At 69.5% G+C, this 19,271-nt stretch carries 20 protein-coding genes; 13 read left to right on the top strand and 7 right to left on the bottom strand.

Annotated features, from left to right (window positions below):
• Window positions 1–17: 17 nt before the first annotated feature.
• The 7 genes from fae to MFF01_RS21715 all read right to left on the bottom strand — a co-directional run bounded on the left by fae (window position 18) and on the right by MFF01_RS21715 (window position 6,864).
• Entirely contained in the window at window positions 18–530 is a 513-nt protein-coding gene (fae, locus tag MFF01_RS21745) for a formaldehyde-activating enzyme (RefSeq protein ID WP_238228514.1), read from the bottom strand.
• A 253-nt stretch (window positions 531–783) separates the two neighbouring features.
• Complete coding sequence (locus MFF01_RS21740; RefSeq protein ID WP_238228512.1) at window positions 784–1,605, bottom strand: triphosphoribosyl-dephospho-CoA synthase; 822 nt, start codon at window positions 1,603–1,605, stop codon at window positions 784–786.
• Complete coding sequence (locus MFF01_RS21735) at window positions 1,602–2,516, bottom strand: ATP-grasp domain-containing protein (RefSeq protein ID WP_238228510.1); 915 nt, start codon at window positions 2,514–2,516, stop codon at window positions 1,602–1,604. Before MFF01_RS21735 ends, MFF01_RS21740 begins: the two co-directional genes overlap by 4 nt.
• Before the next feature lie 275 nt (window positions 2,517–2,791).
• A complete protein-coding gene (gene mch, locus MFF01_RS21730; protein WP_238228508.1) occupies window positions 2,792–3,778 on the bottom strand; it encodes a methenyltetrahydromethanopterin cyclohydrolase in 987 nt (328 codons plus the stop codon).
• Entirely contained in the window at window positions 3,775–4,827 is a 1,053-nt protein-coding gene (locus MFF01_RS21725; protein ID WP_306421630.1) for an ATP-grasp domain-containing protein, read from the bottom strand. The genes mch and MFF01_RS21725 overlap by 4 nt, the downstream gene beginning before the upstream one ends.
• Before the next feature lie 95 nt (window positions 4,828–4,922).
• Window positions 4,923–5,816: an NAD(P)-dependent methylenetetrahydromethanopterin dehydrogenase gene (locus MFF01_RS21720; RefSeq protein WP_238228506.1), complete on the bottom strand. Its 894-nt coding sequence runs from the start codon at window positions 5,814–5,816 to the stop codon at window positions 4,923–4,925.
• A gap of 106 nt (window positions 5,817–5,922) precedes the next feature.
• Window positions 5,923–6,864 (bottom strand): beta-ribofuranosylaminobenzene 5'-phosphate synthase family protein, encoded by a 942-nt coding sequence (locus MFF01_RS21715; RefSeq protein WP_238228504.1) that lies wholly within the window; start codon window positions 6,862–6,864, stop codon window positions 5,923–5,925.
• Window positions 6,865–7,205: 341 nt separating this feature from the next.
• On the opposite strand from MFF01_RS21715, the gene MFF01_RS21710 reads away from it, so the two are divergent.
• The 13 genes from MFF01_RS21710 to MFF01_RS21650 all read left to right on the top strand — a co-directional run bounded on the left by MFF01_RS21710 (window position 7,206) and on the right by MFF01_RS21650 (window position 19,205).
• Window positions 7,206–8,285, top strand: a complete 1,080-nt coding sequence (locus MFF01_RS21710; protein WP_238228501.1) for a molybdopterin-binding domain-containing protein — start codon at window positions 7,206–7,208, stop codon at window positions 8,283–8,285.
• On the top strand, window positions 8,279–9,922 hold the full coding sequence (locus MFF01_RS21705) for a formylmethanofuran dehydrogenase subunit A (RefSeq protein ID WP_238228499.1): 1,644 nt from the start codon (window positions 8,279–8,281) through the stop codon (window positions 9,920–9,922). Before MFF01_RS21710 ends, MFF01_RS21705 begins: the two co-directional genes overlap by 7 nt.
• 33 nt (window positions 9,923–9,955) lie before the next feature.
• A complete protein-coding gene (gene fhcD, locus MFF01_RS21700; protein WP_238228497.1) occupies window positions 9,956–10,912 on the top strand; it encodes a formylmethanofuran--tetrahydromethanopterin N-formyltransferase in 957 nt (318 codons plus the stop codon).
• A complete protein-coding gene (locus MFF01_RS21695; RefSeq protein WP_238228495.1) occupies window positions 10,909–11,706 on the top strand; it encodes a formylmethanofuran dehydrogenase subunit C in 798 nt (265 codons plus the stop codon). The genes fhcD and MFF01_RS21695 overlap by 4 nt, the downstream gene beginning before the upstream one ends.
• A gap of 142 nt (window positions 11,707–11,848) precedes the next feature.
• On the top strand, window positions 11,849–12,055 hold the full coding sequence (locus MFF01_RS21690; RefSeq protein WP_238228493.1) for a hypothetical protein: 207 nt from the start codon (window positions 11,849–11,851) through the stop codon (window positions 12,053–12,055).
• A gap of 127 nt (window positions 12,056–12,182) precedes the next feature.
• The gene (locus MFF01_RS21685; RefSeq protein WP_238228492.1) at window positions 12,183–13,793 is read left to right on the top strand and encodes a sensor histidine kinase; all 1,611 of its coding nucleotides are present in this window, start codon (window positions 12,183–12,185) and stop codon (window positions 13,791–13,793) included.
• On the top strand, window positions 13,790–14,494 hold the full coding sequence (locus tag MFF01_RS21680; RefSeq protein WP_238228489.1) for a response regulator transcription factor: 705 nt from the start codon (window positions 13,790–13,792) through the stop codon (window positions 14,492–14,494). The genes MFF01_RS21685 and MFF01_RS21680 overlap by 4 nt, the downstream gene beginning before the upstream one ends.
• 184 nt (window positions 14,495–14,678) lie before the next feature.
• Window positions 14,679–14,768 (top strand): pyrroloquinoline quinone precursor peptide PqqA, encoded by a 90-nt coding sequence (gene pqqA, locus MFF01_RS21675; RefSeq protein ID WP_055889187.1) that lies wholly within the window; start codon window positions 14,679–14,681, stop codon window positions 14,766–14,768.
• 45 nt (window positions 14,769–14,813) lie between these two features.
• Window positions 14,814–15,713, top strand: coding sequence for a pyrroloquinoline quinone biosynthesis protein PqqB (pqqB, locus tag MFF01_RS21670; protein WP_238228488.1), 900 nt, complete (start codon window positions 14,814–14,816; stop codon window positions 15,711–15,713).
• A gap of 172 nt (window positions 15,714–15,885) precedes the next feature.
• Window positions 15,886–16,977 (top strand): pyrroloquinoline-quinone synthase PqqC, encoded by a 1,092-nt coding sequence (gene pqqC, locus MFF01_RS21665; protein ID WP_238228487.1) that lies wholly within the window; start codon window positions 15,886–15,888, stop codon window positions 16,975–16,977.
• Window positions 16,974–18,131 (top strand): pyrroloquinoline quinone biosynthesis protein PqqE, encoded by a 1,158-nt coding sequence (gene pqqE, locus MFF01_RS21660; RefSeq protein ID WP_238228486.1) that lies wholly within the window; start codon window positions 16,974–16,976, stop codon window positions 18,129–18,131. Before pqqC ends, pqqE begins: the two co-directional genes overlap by 4 nt.
• Complete coding sequence (locus MFF01_RS21655) at window positions 18,128–18,838, top strand: hypothetical protein (protein ID WP_238228485.1); 711 nt, start codon at window positions 18,128–18,130, stop codon at window positions 18,836–18,838. The genes pqqE and MFF01_RS21655 overlap by 4 nt, the downstream gene beginning before the upstream one ends.
• Window positions 18,819–19,205 carry a hypothetical protein gene (locus MFF01_RS21650; protein ID WP_238228484.1) on the top strand — a complete coding sequence of 129 codons (387 nt, stop codon included), beginning with the start codon at window positions 18,819–18,821 and terminating at the stop codon, window positions 19,203–19,205. The genes MFF01_RS21655 and MFF01_RS21650 overlap by 20 nt, the downstream gene beginning before the upstream one ends.
• Window positions 19,206–19,271 lie beyond the last annotated feature (66 nt).

Below are 19,271 nucleotides of genomic sequence, written 5' to 3'. Positions count from 1 at the left end.
CCAGGACTGCCCCCAATCTAAGCGTTCGAGGCGAAGGGGTGCGAAGCCGAGTTGCGCTGCTGGGTGACGGTGGCAGCGGTGGGCTCGCCCTTCACGGCGCGCTCGATGGACAGCTTGACGGCGTCGTAGTTGTACTTCTGGATCTTGGCGTCGTCGGCCGCTTCCCAGTGGATGAACACGCCGACCAGGATGAACAGGTCGTCGGCCTCGTCGGCGGGGATGATGCCCTCGGCGACGCAATCCTGCACGGCCTTGGCAACGCCGTGCTGGGCGGGGCCGAACATCTGGACGGCCTGACGGGCGTCGTTGATGGTGACCTTGTTGAACATCAGGGTGTTCGGCTTGCAAGGCAGGTTCGGCGCGATGACGGCGAGCAGGCTGGTGAAGCCGTGCTTGTTGTTCACGAGGCCGTTGCAGAAAGCCGTCTCGGCCGGCGAACCGCGCGGTCCGATGATGAGATCGATGTGGGCGACCTCGTTGCCATCGCCGACGAGAGCCTCGCCGACCAGAACCTTGTTGATCTTCGCCATGTGGGGTTTCTCCCAGGAGTCTTGAAAAGACGTGACCGCCCTCGAAGGGGAGCGCGGCCGAAAGCTATCCTTGTTCACGGCGTCCAGCCCCCGAAAGGGCGGACCGGTTAGCCCGGATCGCGGCGCGGACCCTACTCCGGGGGTTTGCCCGGAACAACCCTGCGCGGCGGGTGCTTTTTGGCAAATTATTCATCTCCGCCCGGAACAAATGTTTCGGATGGTTAAACGCGCGGGCCGTACCGCGCGGGCCGCCTCAGTCCCGGAGTCGGTCGAGGAACAGGGTCGCCACGGTGAAGTCCGCGCTGGTGCCGGGATTGAGGCCGGCCGCCTTCCAGGCCGCGTCCTTCGCCAGAAGGGCATCGATGGGTTGGGTCGCGAGGTCGAGGTCGCGGAGGGCGACGGCCTCGTCGCGCAAGGCTTCGGCGCGGGCGAGGCCGTGCTTACGGGCCACGTGGCTGTCAGGGACACGGCCGAGATAGGCGATGAACACCGCCGTGGTGGTCCAGGGCTCGGTGAGGCCGGCGGCGCGGGCGGCCGCGAGGGCCGGCAGGCCGATCTCGAACAGGGCGGCGAAGCCGGTCCCATAGGCGTGCGCGATGGCGTCACGCGAGGCGGCTTCCGTCATGGCCGTACGGAGGGCGGGCGGAGCCGCCTCGTCCGTCACGTCGTGGCGGGCCGCCGTGCCGAGCCCGCCCGGATTGGCCATCCGGATCGCAGCGTAGACATCCACCGCATCCTGCCCGTCGAAGGTGTCGAGGACGTCCGTGAGGGTGGCTGCCACGTCGCCCCCCGCTTCCGCCGCCCGGGCCAGGGGCGCGCAGAGGAGGAGGATGCCGAGGTTGGTGTTCTGGCCCACAGCCGCCAGGGTGGCTGCCATGGCCGAGCGCACCCGTGCCCCGACACGCGCCCCGGCGCGGGCGAGATGGGGGGTCGAGACTTTGGCGCTGATGACGAAATCGGCCACTGCCATGCGGTGTCCGGCCGCGAAGGCGTGGACGTTGCCGGGCTTGAGGGCATCGAGTTCGGCGAGGCAGCTTGCCTCGTACGCCGCGCCGATGGCCGCCGGGTCGGTCATCCGAGGGCCGAGACGAGGCGTGGGGGGCGGGCCGCCCGCACGGCGTTGAGGAAGCCGCGCGCGACGGCGAGCGCGATATCGACCTCGGTGACCTTCTGCAGCCCCGACCACGCCGGCATCGAGTTGACTTCGAGGACGAGGAAGCCGCCCTCCCCGTCCTCGACGAGGTCGATTCCGGTGTAGTCGACGCCGACGGCCGCCGCGGCCCGCTCCGCGAGTTCTGCGGCGGCCGGCGGCATGTCCCAGGAGAGGGGGCGGCCCCCGCGATGGACGTTGGTGATCCAGCCGTCGCCCTCGCGGATCATGCCGGCGATGGCGCGGCCCTCGCAGACGAACACCCGGTAGTCGCGCCACAGGCCGTCGCGGCGGGCGATGTAGCGCTGGAGATAATAGACCCGGGACACGGCGTCCTCGCCCGGCAGGTCGTCGGGGGTCTCGATGAGCTGGAGCCCTTCCCCTTGCGAGCCGAACAGGGGCTTGAGCACGAGGGGGCGGCCGGGGCCGGCCTCCCGCGCCACGATCTCGGCCGCCGCCTCGCGCTTGGAGCACACGTAGGTGCCGGGCGTCGGCAGGCCGGCGCGGTCGATGAGCAGGCTGGTCATCGCTTTGTCGACGGAACGCTCGATTGCCGCGGGCGAATTCCACACGGTGGTGCCGCAGGCCACGAGGGCATGGAGCACGCCGAGCCGCATGGTGGTGGCCTCGAAGGTGCCGCCCGCCACGGTCCGCAGGAGCACGCCGTCCGGCAGGGCGTCGGGAAAGCCCGGCACCCGCAGGGGCTCGGATCCACCCGTGACGATGGCCACGTCGGCCAGCGAGAACAGCACCGGCTCCGCGCCGAGGTGTTCGAGGGCGGCCTTCAAGCGCGCTTTGTGCCAGTTGCCGTTGTCGGCCGCGAGCCCGATCCGCATTGTCTTGCTCTCATACGATGTCCGGATTGATCCGGCCCGGCTGCCGCGCAGTCCCCTCGCCCCGCTCGCGGGAAGAGGGCCGCGCCGACCTTGTCGTCGGCACGGCGAGGCGACAGCGGAGGGTGAGGGGGCGTCGTAGAAGGAGCCTCGTCCGGAGACACCCCCTCACCCTCGCTTCGGCTGCGCCTTCGCTGGCCGCATGGACGGCAGGGTCCATGCGGCCCTCTCCCCGCCCGGCGGGGAGAGGGGGCGGGCGTCCCGCCCCGGGATCCATGTCAGCTGAACGAGGCTTCCACCAGCTCCGGCATCAGCCGGCCGCCGCGGAAACTTTTGCCCGTGTTGACGGAGGTGACGATCACCTCCGCCGGGCTGAAGAGGGCGCCGTCGATCTTGTAGAAGTCACCGTTCACCCGGCCGAAGATATCGGCGAAGGGTGCGCCGTGGTCGGCCGAGGTGGTCGACGGAAGTTGCTCGGCGAGCTGTTTGGCGTCGGCCTCGTCGGCCTCGACGTAGAGGTGCACCCGGCCGCCGTAGATGATGGCGTCGTTGGTGCGGCCCATGGCCTGGATGAAGTCCGGGTGCTGGGGCGAGAGCGGGGCCGAGCCGAGGCCGTCCACGATCTTGTGGAGGTCGAAGCCCACCGTGTGGGCCTTGTGCAGGGCGACCTCCAGCACGCGGGCGACCACCTGGGTCGAGCCGGCCAGACTTTGGGTCGGGGCGTAGATGAAGGTCAGCTGCTCCGGCCGAAGACCCGTGGCCTCGGCCACCTTGGCGATGACGGAGGCCGGCGGCCCGCCGGCGGCTTCCAGCACCAGGGCGGTCTGGGTGGCGGTGTCGCGGTAGCCGAGCTCGGCGTAGAGGTCCTCGACGACGGCGACCGCCCGGCCGGGGCCGGAGCCCAGGGCGAAGAAGCCGGAATCCCCGGTCTCGTCGGCCAGCGACCAGCCGGCATACTGGCTGCCGAGGCAGGCGATGACCGGATCGGCGGCATGGACCACCACGGAGTAGGGCCAGCCCGCGACGGGGCCGGACGGCGCGATGGTGACGGTGCCGAGGCCGCCGAGGCAGATCTCGGCAATGCGCCGGCCGGCCTCGATGGAGCCGCGCACGGAGGCGCCGGCATCGATCATGCGGGCGCCGTCCTGCGTCGTCACGGCGAGGCGCAGCACATCAGCGTCGGCGGCCAGGCGCTCGACCAGGGGGGCGGTGAGCGCATTGACGCTCGGATAGGGGCTCTTCGGCGCCGTCGGACTCGTGGTCATGCTTGTCCCTCCGTCAGGTCGAGCCGGGCCTGCAAGCGAGCGGCCTGGCTTCGCAACATCTCTCTCGTGGCGGCCGAATCCGACCCCGTTGCGAACAGGGTGCACAGGGGCGCGTGGCGCGCCACCGTGGTGCCGGATCTTGGGCGGTCGCGAACGAAAGCCGGCCAGTCGACCGGCGGCATCGGCGCGTAGCCGGTGGCCGCGTAACAGATTTCCGTGGCCGCCGCATCCACCGGCGGCGCATCGATCGCGGGCAGGCGGCCGAGACTCGCCGCGATGTGCTGGGCGAGGAGCGGCGTCGGGCGCCGGTCGAGGATATCGAGGGTGGCGCCCGGGCGCGGGTTGATCTCGGTCAGCCACCATTCCGCCCCCGAGACGAGGAGATCGGCGCTGGCGAGGCCGCGCAGGCCGGTCTCGGCGACGAGGCGGGACACCGCGTCGGCGATGCTTTCGATCATGCGCGGGGCGAGGGCCGGCTCCTCGTGCCGTGCCCGGGCGACGGCGCCGGCATAGCGGAACGGGCGCAGGGGCGAGGGCGCGCTCCATTGTTCGGTCAGCCCGACGACGGCGAGGCCGCGTCCGTCCGCGAGGAAGGCCAGGGCGTGGGCCCTGCCCGGCACCCGTGCCTGGAAATAGGCCCCCGGTGGCGCCCGCCCGGCCGTGGCGGCGCGGATATGGGTGCCGCCCGAGCCTCCGGCCCGTTTCAGGAGCCACCCCGTGCGGTCAGCCACGGAATCGCGGGTGACGGCGGGGTGAGGCACCCCGAGGCGGGCGCAGAGCGCGGCGAAGTCGAAGGGGTCCTTCAGGCGTGCCACGGCTTCGGGCGATCCGCCGAGGAGGCGGAACCGCCCGGCGATGGCCGCCATGAGGTCGGGGGCGCCCTCGAATCCGCTGCCGAGAACGATTCCGAGGGGAGGTCGATCCGCGAGGCCCGCCAGGGCGTCGAGATCCGCCAGAACACCCGCCCCACCGAGGCGCCCGTCGCCGAAACGGCCGGAGGCCGGGCGGTGATGCTCGGCAAGCGACAGGGTGTCGGCATCGCCGAACAAATCGAGGACCAGAGGGCGCAGGCCCGCCCGGCGCGCCGCCTGCGCGAGGGCGCGGCCGGACTGCGCCGCGATGAGGAGGGTGTCGGCGCCCGCCGTCAGCCCGCCACCTCGATGGCCAGCGTGTAGGCGTCGCGGAAATCGAGGCAGAGGGGCTCTTTCGCCTCGAGCATGCGACGGAACAGGCGGGCCTGGGTCTGATACTTCACGTTGCCCACCGCCAGGGCGCCGATGCCGACCCCCTTGCCGACGGGCAGGGGCACGTCGATGGCGTTGACGTCGATGCCGGCGATGCCGGCCGGCGGCACGGCGTTCACGTCCGAGGCGACGAGGAGGTTCGGTGCCGATTCGAGATCCTCCGCCGTGAGGATCGACACGCCGGCGGGTCCGGCCGAGAGGATTACGTCGGCATTGGTGATGGCCGCGCGCCGCGCCTCGACGGTGGTGCCGTCGACGGCGCCGACCTCGACGCCGAAGCGCCAGCGCATGGTATGGGCGATCTTGCTGACGCGCTCCTCACCGTCATGGCCGACGATGGTGGTCTCGGCACCGTTGAGCGCCCCGATCACCGCCGCCACGTAGGCGACGACGCCGGCGCCGCCGAAGATCACGATGCGCTTGCCGGCCAGCTCCGTGTCGAACTTGGCCTTCAGGGCGCGGGTCACCTCGGCGACCATGGCCGCACCCGTGGTGAACGAGCCGGCCGGGTCGGCGAATATGTGGTTGGCGAAGGGCGGCACCAGGGCCTTCTTCGCCCTGTCGACCATATCGAGGGCCTCCTCGGCGTTCTTGCCGGCGATGAAGATGCCCGTGCGCACGCCGTCCTGGGGGGAGCGCGAAAAGATCGAATCCTGCACCAGGGAGGTCACGTCGGGGAGCGTCGCGCCCGTGTAGGTGGCGATGGTCTCGAACCCGGCATCCACGGCCATGTTCACGTCGAACGGACTCATGTGCTTCAGGGGCGTGATCATGTGCAGGATCGAGCGGGCCATGGTCGGTTTCCCTCCGTTCACGCGATCCCCGATCGTGCGCCGGGGCGTGGAAATGTCAAAGCCGGTCGCGGCCGGGTCGAGCGGCCGCACCGTAGCGCCCTACGTCTTAAAGCGGCGTCACCGTTGCGCCGGTGTTGCGCCCGCGCGCGATGAGGAAGCGCAAGGGGCCGGGCCGTTCCAGGGAGGCGACGAGGCGGCGCGCCGCCTCCTCGGACGGCAACAGGGCGAAGCCCGTCGGACCCCACGAGCTCTGGCCGTATCCGGCGATGCCCTGCGCGGCGATGGCGGCGAGCACCTCGGCGACGGCGGGGCTGGCGTAGCGCCCACCCTGGTGCGGGGCGAAATGGTCGCCGATGAGGCGCTGGATCTCGGTGATGCCCGCCCCGAACCCCTCGGGCTCGGCGGTGGCGGCGGCGGGCAGAACCCGCATGAGGACGAGGCGGCAGATCTCGGCGGCCTGATCCTCGGGAAAGCGCGGCAGGTCGCGGAAGGCCGCGACCTCGTGGGCACCGTGGACGCCGGTCATGCCGGTGTCGAGGATGAGAACGACGCGCCACGTCTCCGGATAGGCCAGCCGCGCGATCACGGGCGGCGGCGTGCCCAGGCCGTCGCGGCCCCCATCGACGATGAGGCCCCCTTGCGTGAACGCCGCGAGACCGACGCCCGAGCGGTTGCCCCGGTCGAGGGCATCGGCGAAAGCCTCCGGCACGAAGGGGCGCCCGGCGAGATGCGCCAGGGCGGCGGCCGTGGCCAGCGCCAGCTGCGTCCCCGAGCCGAAGCCCGCATGGGCCGGCATCGTCTCTTCCACGATCAGGGCGGCATGGCCGTCGATCCCGAGATGCCCGGCTGCGGCGAGGGCGTAGGTCCGCGCACGCTCCGCCTCCGGCCCGGTCACCGTCAAGCCGGAGGCCGCGCGCGCCGTGAGCGTGACGGCGGGGGCGTCGAGGGCGAGGCCGAGGCTGCCGAAGCGGCGCCCGAGGCCGCCGTGAAGATCGAGGAACCCGAAATGCAGGCGCCCCGGCGCCCGCACGCGAACGGCGTTCGGCACAGATTCGTCCCCTGCCCCATCCGGGATCCGCGTCACATCGATTCCCTTTGTCGCTCCGCCGGCGAGCGAACGGCCCGGCCGCGGGCTTCTCCCACGGAGCGCGGACGCCCCGCAAGCCGCATGGGCGCATCCCGTGGTCCGTGTCGTCCGAAGGTTTTTTCGTGCCCCGCCGCCAAGAAAAATTGCGGTGCCGATTCCTCCCGCATTGGTCTCGGGACTTGCTTGGGCCGTGGCGGCGATGCAAACGTGCCGCCCGATCGTTTCGGACTGGCTCAGTCCCGCCGTGCGCGACGCCCTGTTGGTAGCGTGCGCCGGGCCCTCGATGTTCCAAGGTGCAAAGTATGGCGGCCTGGGTGAAGGGTGGTGCGACGGATGCGGACGCGGCGGTGGAGGCCGCTGCGACGCTCCTCGCTTCGGCGCGGACGCCGATCGTGGCGGGGCTGTGCGCCGAGTTGAGCGCGGTGCGGGCGGCCTATCACCTCGCCGATCTCATCGGCGCCTCCGTCGATCCCGTGGCGGGGCCGGCCCTCTATGCCGAACTCGGGCCCTTGAGCCGCACGGGCGCCATGCTGACCACGCCGGCCGAGACGTTGGGCCGGGCGGATGCGGTCCTCATCGTCGGCAACGCGCCGTGGGAGCGCGCCATCGTCCAGGAGATCGCCGAGTCCGTGCCGACGCGGGGCCGCGCCGCCGGGGCCGAGCGCACGCTCCTGTCGCTCGGCGGCACGCGCAACGGCGCCACCCGGCACGTGGCCTACCCGGCCGAGGCCGATGGACTCGCCGTCTCCGTCGCCCACCTGCGCGCCTATCTCAAAGGCCATCTGTCCGGCGAGACCGCCTATGGCGACCTCGCCAAGCGGCTCAGTTCCGCCCAGTACGGCGTCGTCCTGTACGATCCGGAGGAGCTCGGCGAACTCGGCGTCGAGATGCTCCAGGGGATGGTCAAGGACCTCAACGAGGTCACCCGCTTCTTCGCTCTCTCGGTCTCCGATCCGTATCAGGGCCGTGCCCTGCTGCAGCTCTCGGCCTGGACCACGGGCCAGGCGCCGCGCGTGGGCTTCGGGCGCCACGTGCCGGAGCACGATCCCTGGCGCTTCGACAGTGCCCGCCAGATCGCCGCCGGCGAGGCCGATGCCGCCCTGTGGCTCGCCTCCCTCCCCGCCCCCCGGCCGGATTGGCTCGGCACCTTGCCGAGCATCGCCATCGTGGGCGAGGGCAGCCCAGAAGCCACGGGGGATGCCGCCGAAATCGTCATCGCCGTCGGCGTGCCGGGCGAGAGTGCCGGCGGTTCCGTCTGGAACGACCGCCGCGCCACCATCACGTACGCGCCGGCGAGTGGGCAAGCGACCGCGCTGACGGCCGCCGGCGTGCTCGCCGCCATCCAGGACCGCCTCGTGCAGAAGAAGGGCGCCTCATGCTGATCCGTATCCAGGGGGGACGGGTCGTCGATCCGACGGCCGGGCGCGACGCCGTCGGCGACGTCTGGGTCGAGAGCGGACGGATCGTCGCCGCCTCCGAGCGCACGCCCGACCGGACCATCGACGCCACGGGCTGCGTGGTGATGGCCGGCGGCGTCGAGGTCCACTCCCACATCGCCGGCGGCAACGTGGTGATGAGCCGCCTGCTGCTGCCGGAACTCTACACCAGCGAGGCGGCGCCCGAAGGTCATCCGTTCGCCCATGCCGGCGGCTCGGCCGCCTGGATCGGCGCCAACTATGCGCGCATGGGCTATACCGTCGCCGTCGAGCCGGCGATGCCGCCGGCCAACGCGTTGGCCACTCAGCTCGAGCTCGCCGACATTCCGCTGCTGGATCGCGGCGCCCTGACGGTGATGGGCAACGACGACCAGCTGCTCCAGCTCCTGCGCCAGCGCGAGGGCAAAGCGGCGGTGCGCGACCTCGTCGCCCTGTCGGTGGCAACCTCGCGGGGCCTGGGCGTCAAGTGCATCAACGCGGGCGGTGCCTCGGCCTTCAAGGACGGGATGCTGAAACTCAGCCTCGACGAGGAGATCCCCGTCTACGGCCTGTCCACGCGCAAGATCATGACCGCCCTGCTCGACGCCGTGGAGGAGATCGGCGTGCCGCACCCGCTGCACGTCCACTGCAACAACCTCGGCATTCCGGGTGCCGACGAGTCCTTCGTCGACACCCTGGAGGCGGCCGAGGGCCGGCGCATCCACTTCGCCCACGCCCAGTTCTACGCCTACGGCGTCACCGATCCGGAGAATCCGGCGACCGGCGGCTTCCGCTCGGCGGCCGAGCGCATCACGGAGGCGATGGAGAAGCACCCCAACGCCACCTTCGACGTTGGCCAGGTCGCCTTCGGGCAGACGGTGACGATTTCGTTGGATATCCTGCGCCAGTTCGCGGGTCGCAAGGGCGCCAATCCGAAGAAGTGGATCGTGACCGCGGGCGACGCGGAAGGCGGCGGCGTGGTGCCGTTCCTGTACAAGCCGCGCGGTGCCGTCAGCTCGCTGCAATGGGCCATCGGCCTCGAGCTCATGCTGCTCTCGAAAGAGCCGGAGCGCACGATCCTGACGACCGACCATCCCAATGGTGGCCCGTTCACGGATTACCCGCACATCATCCATCTCCTTATGGACAAGGAGAAGCGCGACCGCGAGATCGCCGGCCTGCATAAGGTCATCGGCGAGCGTTCGGGCCTGTGCGCCATCGAGCGCGAGTACACCTTCTCGGAGATCGCGCAGCTCACCCGTTCCGGGCCGGCCAAGCTCCTGGGGCTCACCGATCGCGGCCATCTGCGCGAGGGCGCGCGCGCCGACGTCGCGATCTACCGCGACGACCGCGACCGCACCGCCATGTTCGCCCGGGCGAAGCTCGTCCTGAAGGATGGCGTCACCATCGTCGAGGACGGCGAGGTCGTGGCCTGGCGCTCGGGCCATACCCTTGAACTGAACGTCGAGTCCGACAAGGCCATGGTGGCCCGCTCGGAGACCTACCTGCAAGATCGTTACGGCGCGGGTCTGGAGTCCTTCTCGGTGCCGGACGAAGCCTTCCCGAAGGCGGACGTGTTCGAGGAGGTTGCATGTCTGTCTTGAAGAAGGGGTGTCGCGTGAGGACCGGTGGCTGACATGGCGGAACTCACCCTCAACGGGATCCCGGTGATCGACACGTTCGCCGAGGCGTTCGACGTCGCCGGCACCGCGATCATCATCACCAACGACACGGCCAAGTGGGCGATGATCGCCGCGACCACGATGACGGGGTTCGCGACCTCGGTCATCGGCTGCGGCGCCGAGGCCGGCATCGATTGCGAGCTGTCGCCCGACGAGACCCCGGACGGTCGTCCGGGCGTGCGCGTCCTGCTGTTCGGCTTCGAACCCAACGGCCTCAAGGATCAGCTCCTCAAGCGCGTCGGGCAGTGCATCCTCACCTGCCCCGGCACGGCCTGCTACGCGGGCGTCGACGGGCCCACGAAGATCAAGCTCGGCGGCGCGATCCGTTATTTCGGTGACGGGTTCGCCGTGGCCAAGCGCCTGCCCGACCCCGTCACGGGCAAGTCCCGGCGCTACTGGCGCATCCCGGTCATGGACGGGGAATTCCTGTGCGAGGATTTTGTCCGCGCCGTGGACGGCGCCGTCGGCGGCGGCAATCTGCTGTTTCTCGGGCGCAACCACGCCGAGACCCTTAAGGTCGCCGAGATCGCCGTCGACGCGGCGCGTGCGGTGCCGGGCGCGATCCTGCCCTTCCCCGGCGGCATCGTCCGTTCGGGCTCGAAGGTGGGTGCGCGCACCAAGGGCATGATGGCGTCGACCAACGACGCGTATTGCCCGACCCTCAAGGGCCGGGCCGGCACCGAACTCTCCGCGGAGGTCGGGGTCGTCCTGGAGATCGTCATCGACGCCCTGACCTCGCACGCCGTCGCCGAATCCATGCGGGCCGCCCTGCATGCGGCCACGGCGGCAGGCGCCGCCCACGGCCTCGTGGCGGTGACGGCCGGCAATTACGGCGGCAATCTCGGCCGCCATCACTACCACTTGAAGAACCTGCTCTCGAAGGAGCCGGCGAGCGAGGCTGGAGCGGCATGAGCACCCTCACCCTGCGCCAGGAGCCGCCGGAGCGGCTCGACTTCCTCAACGTCAACCCGCTGTCGCTCAGCGGCCTCAGCGAGGCCGACGCGGCCAAGCTTCCCGTGGGCACCAGCCGACGCGGCCTGACCCTGGGCGATTGCTACACGATCAGCCTCGACGGCTCCGAAAGCCTCGTCATCGAGGGCGGCTCGTCGCGCCTCGACCGGGTCGGAGCCTCCCTCGACGGTGGCAGCATCCGGGTCGTTGGCGATGTCGGCCAGCGCCTCGGCGCGGGCATGCGCAACGGCAGCCTCACGGTCACCGGCTCGGCCGGCCCCTTCGCGGGTTCGGGCGCCACGGGCGGCACCATCACGGTCGAGGGCGATGCCGGCGACCACGCCGGCGGCGCGGTCTACGCCGCCAAGGCGGGCCTCGACGGCGCCACCCTCATCATTCGCGGCACGGCCGGTGACCATCTCGGCGACCGCATGCGGCGCGGCCTGATCCTCGTCGGTTCGGCCGGGGCGCATGCAGGCGCCAGGATGATCGCCGGCACCATCGCGGCCGTTTCGCTCGGCGACCATCCGGGCTTCGGCATGCGCCGCGGCACCATCCTCGCTGGCGCCACCGGGACCGTCACCCCGAGCTTCGTCGAGACCGGCACGCACGACCTGGTGTTCCTGCGCCTCCTCGCCCGCTCTCTGCGGCCCCTGAGCCCCGCCCACGCCGATCTCGCGGCCGGTGCGCTCAAGCGTTACTCGGGCGATCTCGCGACCCTCGGCAAGGGCGAACTGTGGGTGTCGGCGGCCTGACCCCGGCTGCGACAGCGGGACTGCGTTCCAGAATCTTCCACTATCTTGCTTAAACTTCCCGTGCGGGCGACCTTTCCGTCCCGCCGGGAAGCATCATCGTGCTGGCCCGGATGGTTCTCCAACCCATTCCGAGTTCTAGCCGATGCTGATTCTGCTCTCGATCTGCCTGCTATCCGACCCGTCGCAATGCCGGGAGGACCGGATCGATCTCTCGTTCGAGGCCCGCAGCCCGACCGTCTGCCTGCGAAATTCCCAAAGCGCCCTCGCCAAGTGGCAGGCCGAGCATCCCGAATGGCACGTCAACCGCTGGCGCTGCGCCGTGCGAGGCAACGTGCCGCGTGACCTGTAATCGGGCCGCCGACGCCGCCCTCCCCTTGCGAACACAGCCCACCTGCGCATAGACACCGGCTTGGTGTCGCGAAGAGTTGTGGGTTTTCCGTGGTTTACGGGAGAAACAGGCAAGAATCGGCCGGACGATGCGCTCGCTGAAAGTTCGGTTCGCCCTGCTCCTCGGCAGCACCGCCGCCCTCGTCATTCTGGCGGCGCTCGGCGTGCTTGGGTCGATCGGGGCGGCGGAACGGACCATCGACCGGACGCTGGCGGCGCAGGGACGTCTCGAACTCCTCGTCGAGTTGTCGGGCCGCATGACCCAGTACGGGCTCGCCGCCCTCGAGGCCGTGAGCAATCCGGATGCGCAGCCCGAGGGCCTGTCCGTGGCCCGCACCAATGTCGACCGGGCGCTCGTCGCCGTGGACGAGGCGTTGGGACGCAGCATCGCGGTCAGCGACGATCCCCTCGACCGGACGCAATACGCGGCCCGTTCGCGGCCCCTCGCACAACTCCGCTCGGCCCGCGCCGTCCTCGACCGACAGGTCGCTCAGGTTCTGCGCCGCTCGGACGACGAGCAGCGCAAGAGCGCCATCCGGGGCGCCCTCAACGGTTTTGGCGCCATGACCGGCCAGCCCCTCTCCTTCCTCATTGAGGTGGAGCGCCGCTCGATGATCGCGGGCTCGGATGCGGCGCGCGAGCTTTCGGCAACCCTGCGCCTCGCCTCCCTGGCGGCGGTCGCGGCGGCCCTGGCCATCCTGTTCGGGCTCTACCGGGGCGTGACCCGCCCGACGCTCGCCCGCATCGCGGCGGTGCGTCAGGCGGCCAGTGCCGTCGGCCGGGGCGAGCTCGACACGCGCCTGTCCGTGGCGACCCGGGACGAGCTCGGCCTGCTGGTGGCCAACTTCAACCGCATGGCCGCCCGCCTCGCCCGTCGCGAAGGGCGCCTCGCCGCCGACCGGGCCGCCCTCGAGGATACGGTGGCGGCCCGCACCACCGATCTGCGGGCCGCCAACGAGCGGCTGGAAGCGGTGGATCGCTCGCGTCGACGGTTCTTCGCGGATGTCAGCCATGAACTGCGCACGCCCCTGACCGTGATCCTCGGCGAATGCGACATCGCCGCCCGGTCGGCGGGGCGGCCGGGCACCGATTACGGGCCGGTCTTCGCCACCATCCGCAAGCGCGCCCTGCGCCTTCAGCGCCGGGTCGAGGATCTGCTCCGGGTGGCCCGCTCGGAATCCGGCCAGATCGAACTCGACCGGCGGCCCGTCCTCGCCTCGGCGATCCTCACCGACGCTGTCGAGGGTATGACCTCCGAGGCGGCCCGCCGCCGCGTGACCCTGGTTCTCGAGCCGATCCTCGCCGACGCGACCCTCCTGGCCGACCGCGAGTGGCTGCGTCAGGTCCTCGAGAGCCTCGTCGACAACGCCCTGCGGCACGCCAGCGGCCTCACCCGCGTCACCCTTGCCCTCGGCGTTTTACCCGGCGGCGCGGCGACGCTCACGGTGACCGATGACGGCCCGGGATTCTCGCAGGCCGGCGAGGCCCTGTTCGAGCGATTTCACCGCGAGAGCCCATCGGGCGAGACCGGGTTCGGCATCGGCCTGGCCCTGGCGCGCTGGGTCGTGGAACGGCATGATGGCACGATCCAGCTGGGTGCCGGACCGTCGGGGCGGGGCGCTCGGGTCTCGCTGACCCTGCCGGTCTTCGACGCCGCGACGATGTCCCCCCATCAAATCGAGAAGGAAACCACGGCATGACGCGGGTCTTGATCGTCGAGGATGACAGCGACATCCGCGCCATGCTCGCGCGGGGCCTCGAGGCTGAGGGCTTTTCGGTGGGCGTCGCGGGCCGCGTCGACGATGCCCTGATCGCGGCCCGCGAATCCGCGCCGGAGGCCGTCGTCCTCGACATCACGCTCCCGGACGGATCGGGCCACGACGTCTGCCGTTCGCTGCGCGAGGGTGGGTATCCGGGTCCGATCCTGTTCCTCTCGGCCCGCGACGAGGTCCGCGACCGAGCCGAGGGGCTCGCCCTCGGCGCCGACGACTACATCGTCAAACCCTTCGTGTTCGACGAACTGCTCGCCCGCCTGCAGACCCATCTGCTGCGCCGCAAGGAATCCGACGAGCCCCGCACCATCGTCACGGCGGGCCGCCTCGTCCTCGATCTCAACATCCGCCAAGTCGGCTTCGCCGATGCGACCGCGCGTCTCACCCCGCGCGAAGCGGAGTTGCTGGCCCTCCTCATGGACAAGGCCAACCAGCCCGTGTCGCGCGGCGACATCTTCGACAAGCTCTGGGCCGGCCAGGGCGGCCTCTCGCTGAATGTCGTCGATGTCTACGTGGGTTACCTGCGGACCAAGCTGTCGGACTTCGTCCGTCTCGGCGGTCCGGTCATCGTCACCGTGCGCGGACGCGGCTTCATGCTCGATCTCAAGGGGCAGGATTTCCGACATTAAGCCGACAGGAACATAAGTGCTTTCTGAGAGGATATTAGGATAATTCGGCAATTTAGCGCTTGCCCTGCCGGGTAGAATTTCCGATACAGGTCCCGCGACAGAAACCACTGCGCCGTCAGTGTCTTACGATCTTCTTAAGGTTGGTCGAGGCACTGCCGCATAGAAGAAACTCTGGAGAAACACCATGACCTGGGCTGCCCCCATCGTTTCCGAGATCTGCGTCGGCATGGAAGTCACGAGCTACGAGTCCGCCGAGATCGATACCTTCAACTGAGGTTGTTGGAGCGGGTCTGGGAAGCGTGACGGCGTCGGTTCAGCCATGCATGTCGTGATTCTCGGCTCTGCCGCGGGCGGCGGCCTTCCCCAGTGGAATTGCCGCTGCCCCATCTGCTCCCTCGCTCGCGAGGACGCTACCCGCGTGAGGCCGCGGACCCAGTCGAGCATCGCCGTATCCCCCGATGGGGAGCGTTGGCTCCTGGTGAATGCCTCCCCCGATATTCGTCAGCAGCTGTTCGACAATCCCGTGCTGCATCCACGTGAGGGCCTGCGCCACTCGCCCATCCATGCGGTGCTGCTCACCAACGGCGACGTCGATCATGTCGCTGGGCTGCTGACCCTGCGCGAAGGCCAGCCCTTCACCCTCTACGGCACGTCCGGCATCCTCGACTCCGTCAACGCCAACCGGGTGTTCGACGTGATGGCCGAGGGGGTCGTCGCCCGTGAGGCCATCGGCCTCGATGCCGCGTTCGAGCCCGTGCCGGGGCTCACCGTCACCCTGTTTTCGGTGCCGGGAAAGGTGCCTCTCTGGCTCGAGGGCGAGACCGTCGAGCTCGGCGCCGAAACCGAGACCACCGTCGGCGCGATGATCGAGGCGAATGGCCGGCGCCTCGCCTACATCCCGGGCTGCGCCCGGGTGACCGAGAAGCTGAAGGCGCAGATCGACGGCGTCGATGCCCTTCTGTTCGACGGCACCGTCCTCTTCGACGACGATATGATCCGCGCCGGCGTCGGGACCAAGACCGGCTGGCGCATGGGCCACGTGCCGATGAGCGGTCCGAACGGCGCCATCGCGGCCCTTGCCGATGTCGCGATCGGCCGGCGCGTCTTCGTCCACATCAACAACACCAACCCGGTGCTGGTGGAGGATTCGCCGGAACGCGGGTCCGTCGAAGCCGAGGGCTGGACCGTGGCCCATGACGGCTTGAGCCTGTCTCTCTGACGGCCCTGCCAGCGCCCTTGCGGCGACGCGAAGGCCCTGGAAATTTTCTGCCGAACCTATATATGATGCGCAATATAGTTGTGCTCACGGTGATGCTGGCCTGACAGAGGCCGTGGCACCATCTAGAAGAAGCACCCAGGAAACGTCTTCAGTCGGACCCGGATCACGCCCCATGACCGCGCCTTTTCCCACGCCTGTCACCGATGAGAGCCAACGACTCCTGAGCCCGGACGAACTCGCCGCAGCCCTGCGCGACATCGGTGCCCGGCGCTATCACAACCTGCATCCGTTCCACCGCCTGCTGCACGACGGCAAGCTGAACAAGGATCAGGTCCGGGCCTGGGCGCTCAACCGCTACTATTATCAGGCGATGATCCCGATCAAGGACGCGGCCGTCCTGGCGCGAATGGAAGACGCGTCCCTCCGCCGGATCTGGCGTCAGCGCATCGTCGATCATGATGGCGATGCCCCCGGCGATGGCGGCATCGAGCGTTGGTTGAAGCTCGCCGAGGGTGTGGGCTTCACGCGCGACTACGTCGAGTCGACGCAAGGAATCCTGTCGGCGACCCGGTTCTCCGTGGATGCCTACGTGCACTTCGTGAAGGAGCGTTCGCTCCTTGAGGCTATCGCCTCGTCCCTGACCGAGATGTTCTCGCCGACCATCATCTCGGAGCGCGTTGCCGGGATGCTGAAGAACTACGACTTCATCACCAAGGATACGCTGGCATATTTCGACAAGCGCCTTACCCAGGCGCCCCGCGATGCCGACTTCGCCCTCGACTACGTGCAGCAGCACGCCACCACGCCCCAGCTTCAGCGTCAGGCGATGGCGGCTCTGACGTTCAAGTGCAACGTGCTGTGGACCCAGCTCGACGCCCTGTACTTCGCCTATGTCGCGCCCGGGATGATTCCCCCAGACGCTTGGACGCCGGGCACCGGACTCGTGCCGGAGGCGGCCGCGACGACGACCGCCCAGGCCGCCGGCACCGGCACCCTCGGCCCGCACGACGTGCCGCGCCTGCCGCGCGGCGTGCGCCTGCGGCACGACGCCGTGCGCGACCAGCACGTGCTGCTCGCGCCCGAGCGCACCTTCGACCTCGACGCCAACGCCGTGGCGGTCCTCGAATACGTCGATGGGACCCGAACCGTGCGCGACATCGCCGGATTGCTGGCGGAAAAGTTCACCGCCGACCGCGCGGTGATCGAGGCCGACATCCTCGTCATGCTGAACGATCTCGCCACGAAACGGGTTTTGGAGCGATGAACGCCATCACGCCGAACGCCCCCGCCCTGCCGGCGCCCGTCGGGCTCCTGGCCGAACTCACGCATCGCTGTCCGTTGCGCTGTCCGTACTGCTCGAACCCCCTCGAACTCGACCGGCGTTCGGGCGAGCTCGACACGGCGACATGGCAGCGGGTGCTGACGGAGGCGGCGGCGCTGGGCGTGCTCCACGTTCACCTCTCGGGTGGCGAGCCGACGGCGCGCAACGACATCGTCGAGATCACCCAGACCTGCGCCAAGCTCGGGCTGTATTCCAACCTCATCACGTCCGGTGTCGGCGGCGCTCTAGCCAAGCTCGACGCCCTCTATGACGTGGGCTTGGACCACGTGCAGCTGTCCGTGCAGGGCGTCGATGCGGCCAATGCGGAGAAAATCGGCGGGTTGAAGAACGCCCAGCCACAAAAATTCGCCTTCGCCGAGCGGGTGACGCAACTCGGCCTACCGCTGACTCTCAACTCGGTGATCCACCGCGGCAACATCCACGAGGTCGAGGGCTTCATCGACCTCGCGGTCAAGCTCGGCGCCAAGCGCCTCGAGGTGGCTCACACCCAGTATTACGGCTGGGCCTACGTCAATCGCGCCGCCCTGATGCCGAACAAGGCCGATGTCGACCGTTCGATCCGCATCGTCGAGGCCGCGCGCGAACGCCTGAAGGGCCAGCTCGTCATCGACCTCGTGGTGCCGGACTACTACGCGAAGTATCCGAAAGCCTGTGCCGGCGGATGGGGTCGCAAGCTCATGAACGTCACCCCGGCCGGCAAGGTTCTGCCCTGCCACGCCGCCGAGACCATCAAGCAGCTCGAGTTCTGGTACGTCACGGACCATTCGCTCGGGGATATCTGGGCGAACTCGCCGGCCTTCACCGCCTATCGCGGAACCGACTGGATGCAGGAGCCCTGCCGCTCCTGCGACCGGCGAGAGAAGGATTGGGGTGGTTGCCGTTGTCAGGCCCTTGCCCTGGCGGGTGACGCCGCCGCGACGGATCCGGCCTGCTCGCTCTCGCCGTTGCACGCCAAGGTGCGCGATCTCGCCACGGAAGAAGCGGCCGAGACGCCGCCGGACTACACCTACCGGACCATCGGCAGTAACGTACAGCCCAACGTGCGGTCACCGCTCAACGAGGAAGTGTCCCTTTGAAGTCCGTTGCCCTCGCCGCCTTGCTGTTGCTCGCGGCTTCTCCCGTCCTGGCCGAGACGACTCCGGCGGCGGAGACTCCGTCCGTCGCCGCGGCCGGCACGAGTGCGCCCGCCGCGTCCGATCTGCTGTTCGAGAAGCCCCAGATGAAGAACGTCCCCCCCGGGACAAAGCTCACCTACGGTTATCTTCGCCGCAGCGGCATCTCCAAGGGCCCGTTCGGGCCGCCCATGGACGATACGATCAAGCTCGGGATCGAGCCCGGCAAGAGCGCCGACAGCCGCGACATCCGCGTCGAGATGTTCTCGGGGGCCAATCGCTTTCCCGCCGGCCCGTTCGAGGACATGCCGGGCAACCCCGTGATGACGCTGTTCCTCGAGCATCATCTCATCGACATGGCCCGGGTTCTCTCGGCCAACCCGCGCTACATCAAGAATGCCATCCGCAAGGGACTTCGCGACAACGCGACGGTGACCCCGACCACCATCGACTACCAGGGGCAGAAGGTCGCCGCCTGGCGCATTGAGACGCAGCCTTTCCTGGAGGATCGGATGAAGGAGCGGATGCGCGGGTTGGAGAATATCCGCTACACCTTCGTGACGTCCGACGCCGTGCCCGGCGAACTCGTTTCCATCGAGGCGCAGTCGAAGACCGCCGAAGGCGGTGAACTCCTTGAAGAGAGGCTGACCTATGTTCCGAACGCTGGTTGAGCGCGCTGCCCCTTCGGTCCTTCTCGCCGCGCTCCTGGTCGGGCCGCTCCTCGCCGGATCCGTGAGGGCCGCCGAACTCGAGAACGATTATCCGACGGAGGCGCGGGCTGATTACATCTTCGGGTGCATGGCGGCCAACGGGCAGTCCCGCGAGTCCCTGTCGCGGTGCTCCTGCTCCCTCGACGCCCTCGCGTCGATCCTGCCCTACGACCGCTATGTCCAGGCCAGCACCGTGCTCTCCATGCGCCAGGGCATTGGCCAGCGCGCCAACGAGTTCAAATCCACCAAGGTGTTCGACGACAAGGTCGCCGACTTGCGCCGTGCCCAGGCCGAGGCCGAGATCCGCTGCTATCGCGGCGGTGTGTGACCGCCCCGCTCATCGTCTGGTTCGACGACGCAGCGCGTGAGTTGGAAACGAAAGGGGCGGGTCCGT

This window comes from Methylobacterium adhaesivum (assembly GCF_022179065.1).
Classification (GTDB): domain Bacteria; phylum Pseudomonadota; class Alphaproteobacteria; order Rhizobiales; family Beijerinckiaceae; genus Methylobacterium; species Methylobacterium adhaesivum.
The sequence above is the reverse complement of the archived record's forward strand: the minus strand, read 5'-3'. Positions and strand labels throughout refer to the sequence as shown.

Bases quoted from the DNA above. Each gene is read 5' to 3' on its own strand.
- fae (WP_238228514.1), bottom strand. From the start codon at position 530: ATGGCGAAGATCAACAAGGTTCTGGTCGGCGAGGCTCTCGTCGGCGAT.
- MFF01_RS21740 (WP_238228512.1), bottom strand. From the start codon at position 1,605: ATGACCGACCCGGCGGCCATCGGCGCGGCGTACGAGGCAAGCTGCCTC.
- MFF01_RS21735 (WP_238228510.1), bottom strand. From the start codon at position 2,516: ATGCGGATCGGGCTCGCGGCCGACAACGGCAACTGGCACAAAGCGCGC.
- mch (WP_238228508.1), bottom strand. From the start codon at position 3,778: ATGACCACGAGTCCGACGGCGCCGAAGAGCCCCTATCCGAGCGTCAAT.
- MFF01_RS21720 (WP_238228506.1), bottom strand. From the start codon at position 5,816: ATGGCCCGCTCGATCCTGCACATGATCACGCCCCTGAAGCACATGAGT.
- MFF01_RS21710 (WP_238228501.1), top strand. From the start codon at position 7,206: ATGGCGGCCTGGGTGAAGGGTGGTGCGACGGATGCGGACGCGGCGGTG.
- MFF01_RS21705 (WP_238228499.1), top strand. From the start codon at position 8,279: ATGCTGATCCGTATCCAGGGGGGACGGGTCGTCGATCCGACGGCCGGG.
- fhcD (WP_238228497.1), top strand. From the start codon at position 9,956: ATGGCGGAACTCACCCTCAACGGGATCCCGGTGATCGACACGTTCGCC.
- MFF01_RS21695 (WP_238228495.1), top strand. From the start codon at position 10,909: ATGAGCACCCTCACCCTGCGCCAGGAGCCGCCGGAGCGGCTCGACTTC.
- MFF01_RS21690 (WP_238228493.1), top strand. From the start codon at position 11,849: ATGCTGATTCTGCTCTCGATCTGCCTGCTATCCGACCCGTCGCAATGC.
- MFF01_RS21685 (WP_238228492.1), top strand. From the start codon at position 12,183: ATGCGCTCGCTGAAAGTTCGGTTCGCCCTGCTCCTCGGCAGCACCGCC.
- MFF01_RS21680 (WP_238228489.1), top strand. From the start codon at position 13,790: ATGACGCGGGTCTTGATCGTCGAGGATGACAGCGACATCCGCGCCATG.
- pqqA (WP_055889187.1), top strand. From the start codon at position 14,679: ATGACCTGGGCTGCCCCCATCGTTTCCGAGATCTGCGTCGGCATGGAA.
- pqqB (WP_238228488.1), top strand. From the start codon at position 14,814: ATGCATGTCGTGATTCTCGGCTCTGCCGCGGGCGGCGGCCTTCCCCAG.
- pqqC (WP_238228487.1), top strand. From the start codon at position 15,886: ATGACCGCGCCTTTTCCCACGCCTGTCACCGATGAGAGCCAACGACTC.
- pqqE (WP_238228486.1), top strand. From the start codon at position 16,974: ATGAACGCCATCACGCCGAACGCCCCCGCCCTGCCGGCGCCCGTCGGG.
- MFF01_RS21650 (WP_238228484.1), top strand. From the start codon at position 18,819: ATGTTCCGAACGCTGGTTGAGCGCGCTGCCCCTTCGGTCCTTCTCGCC.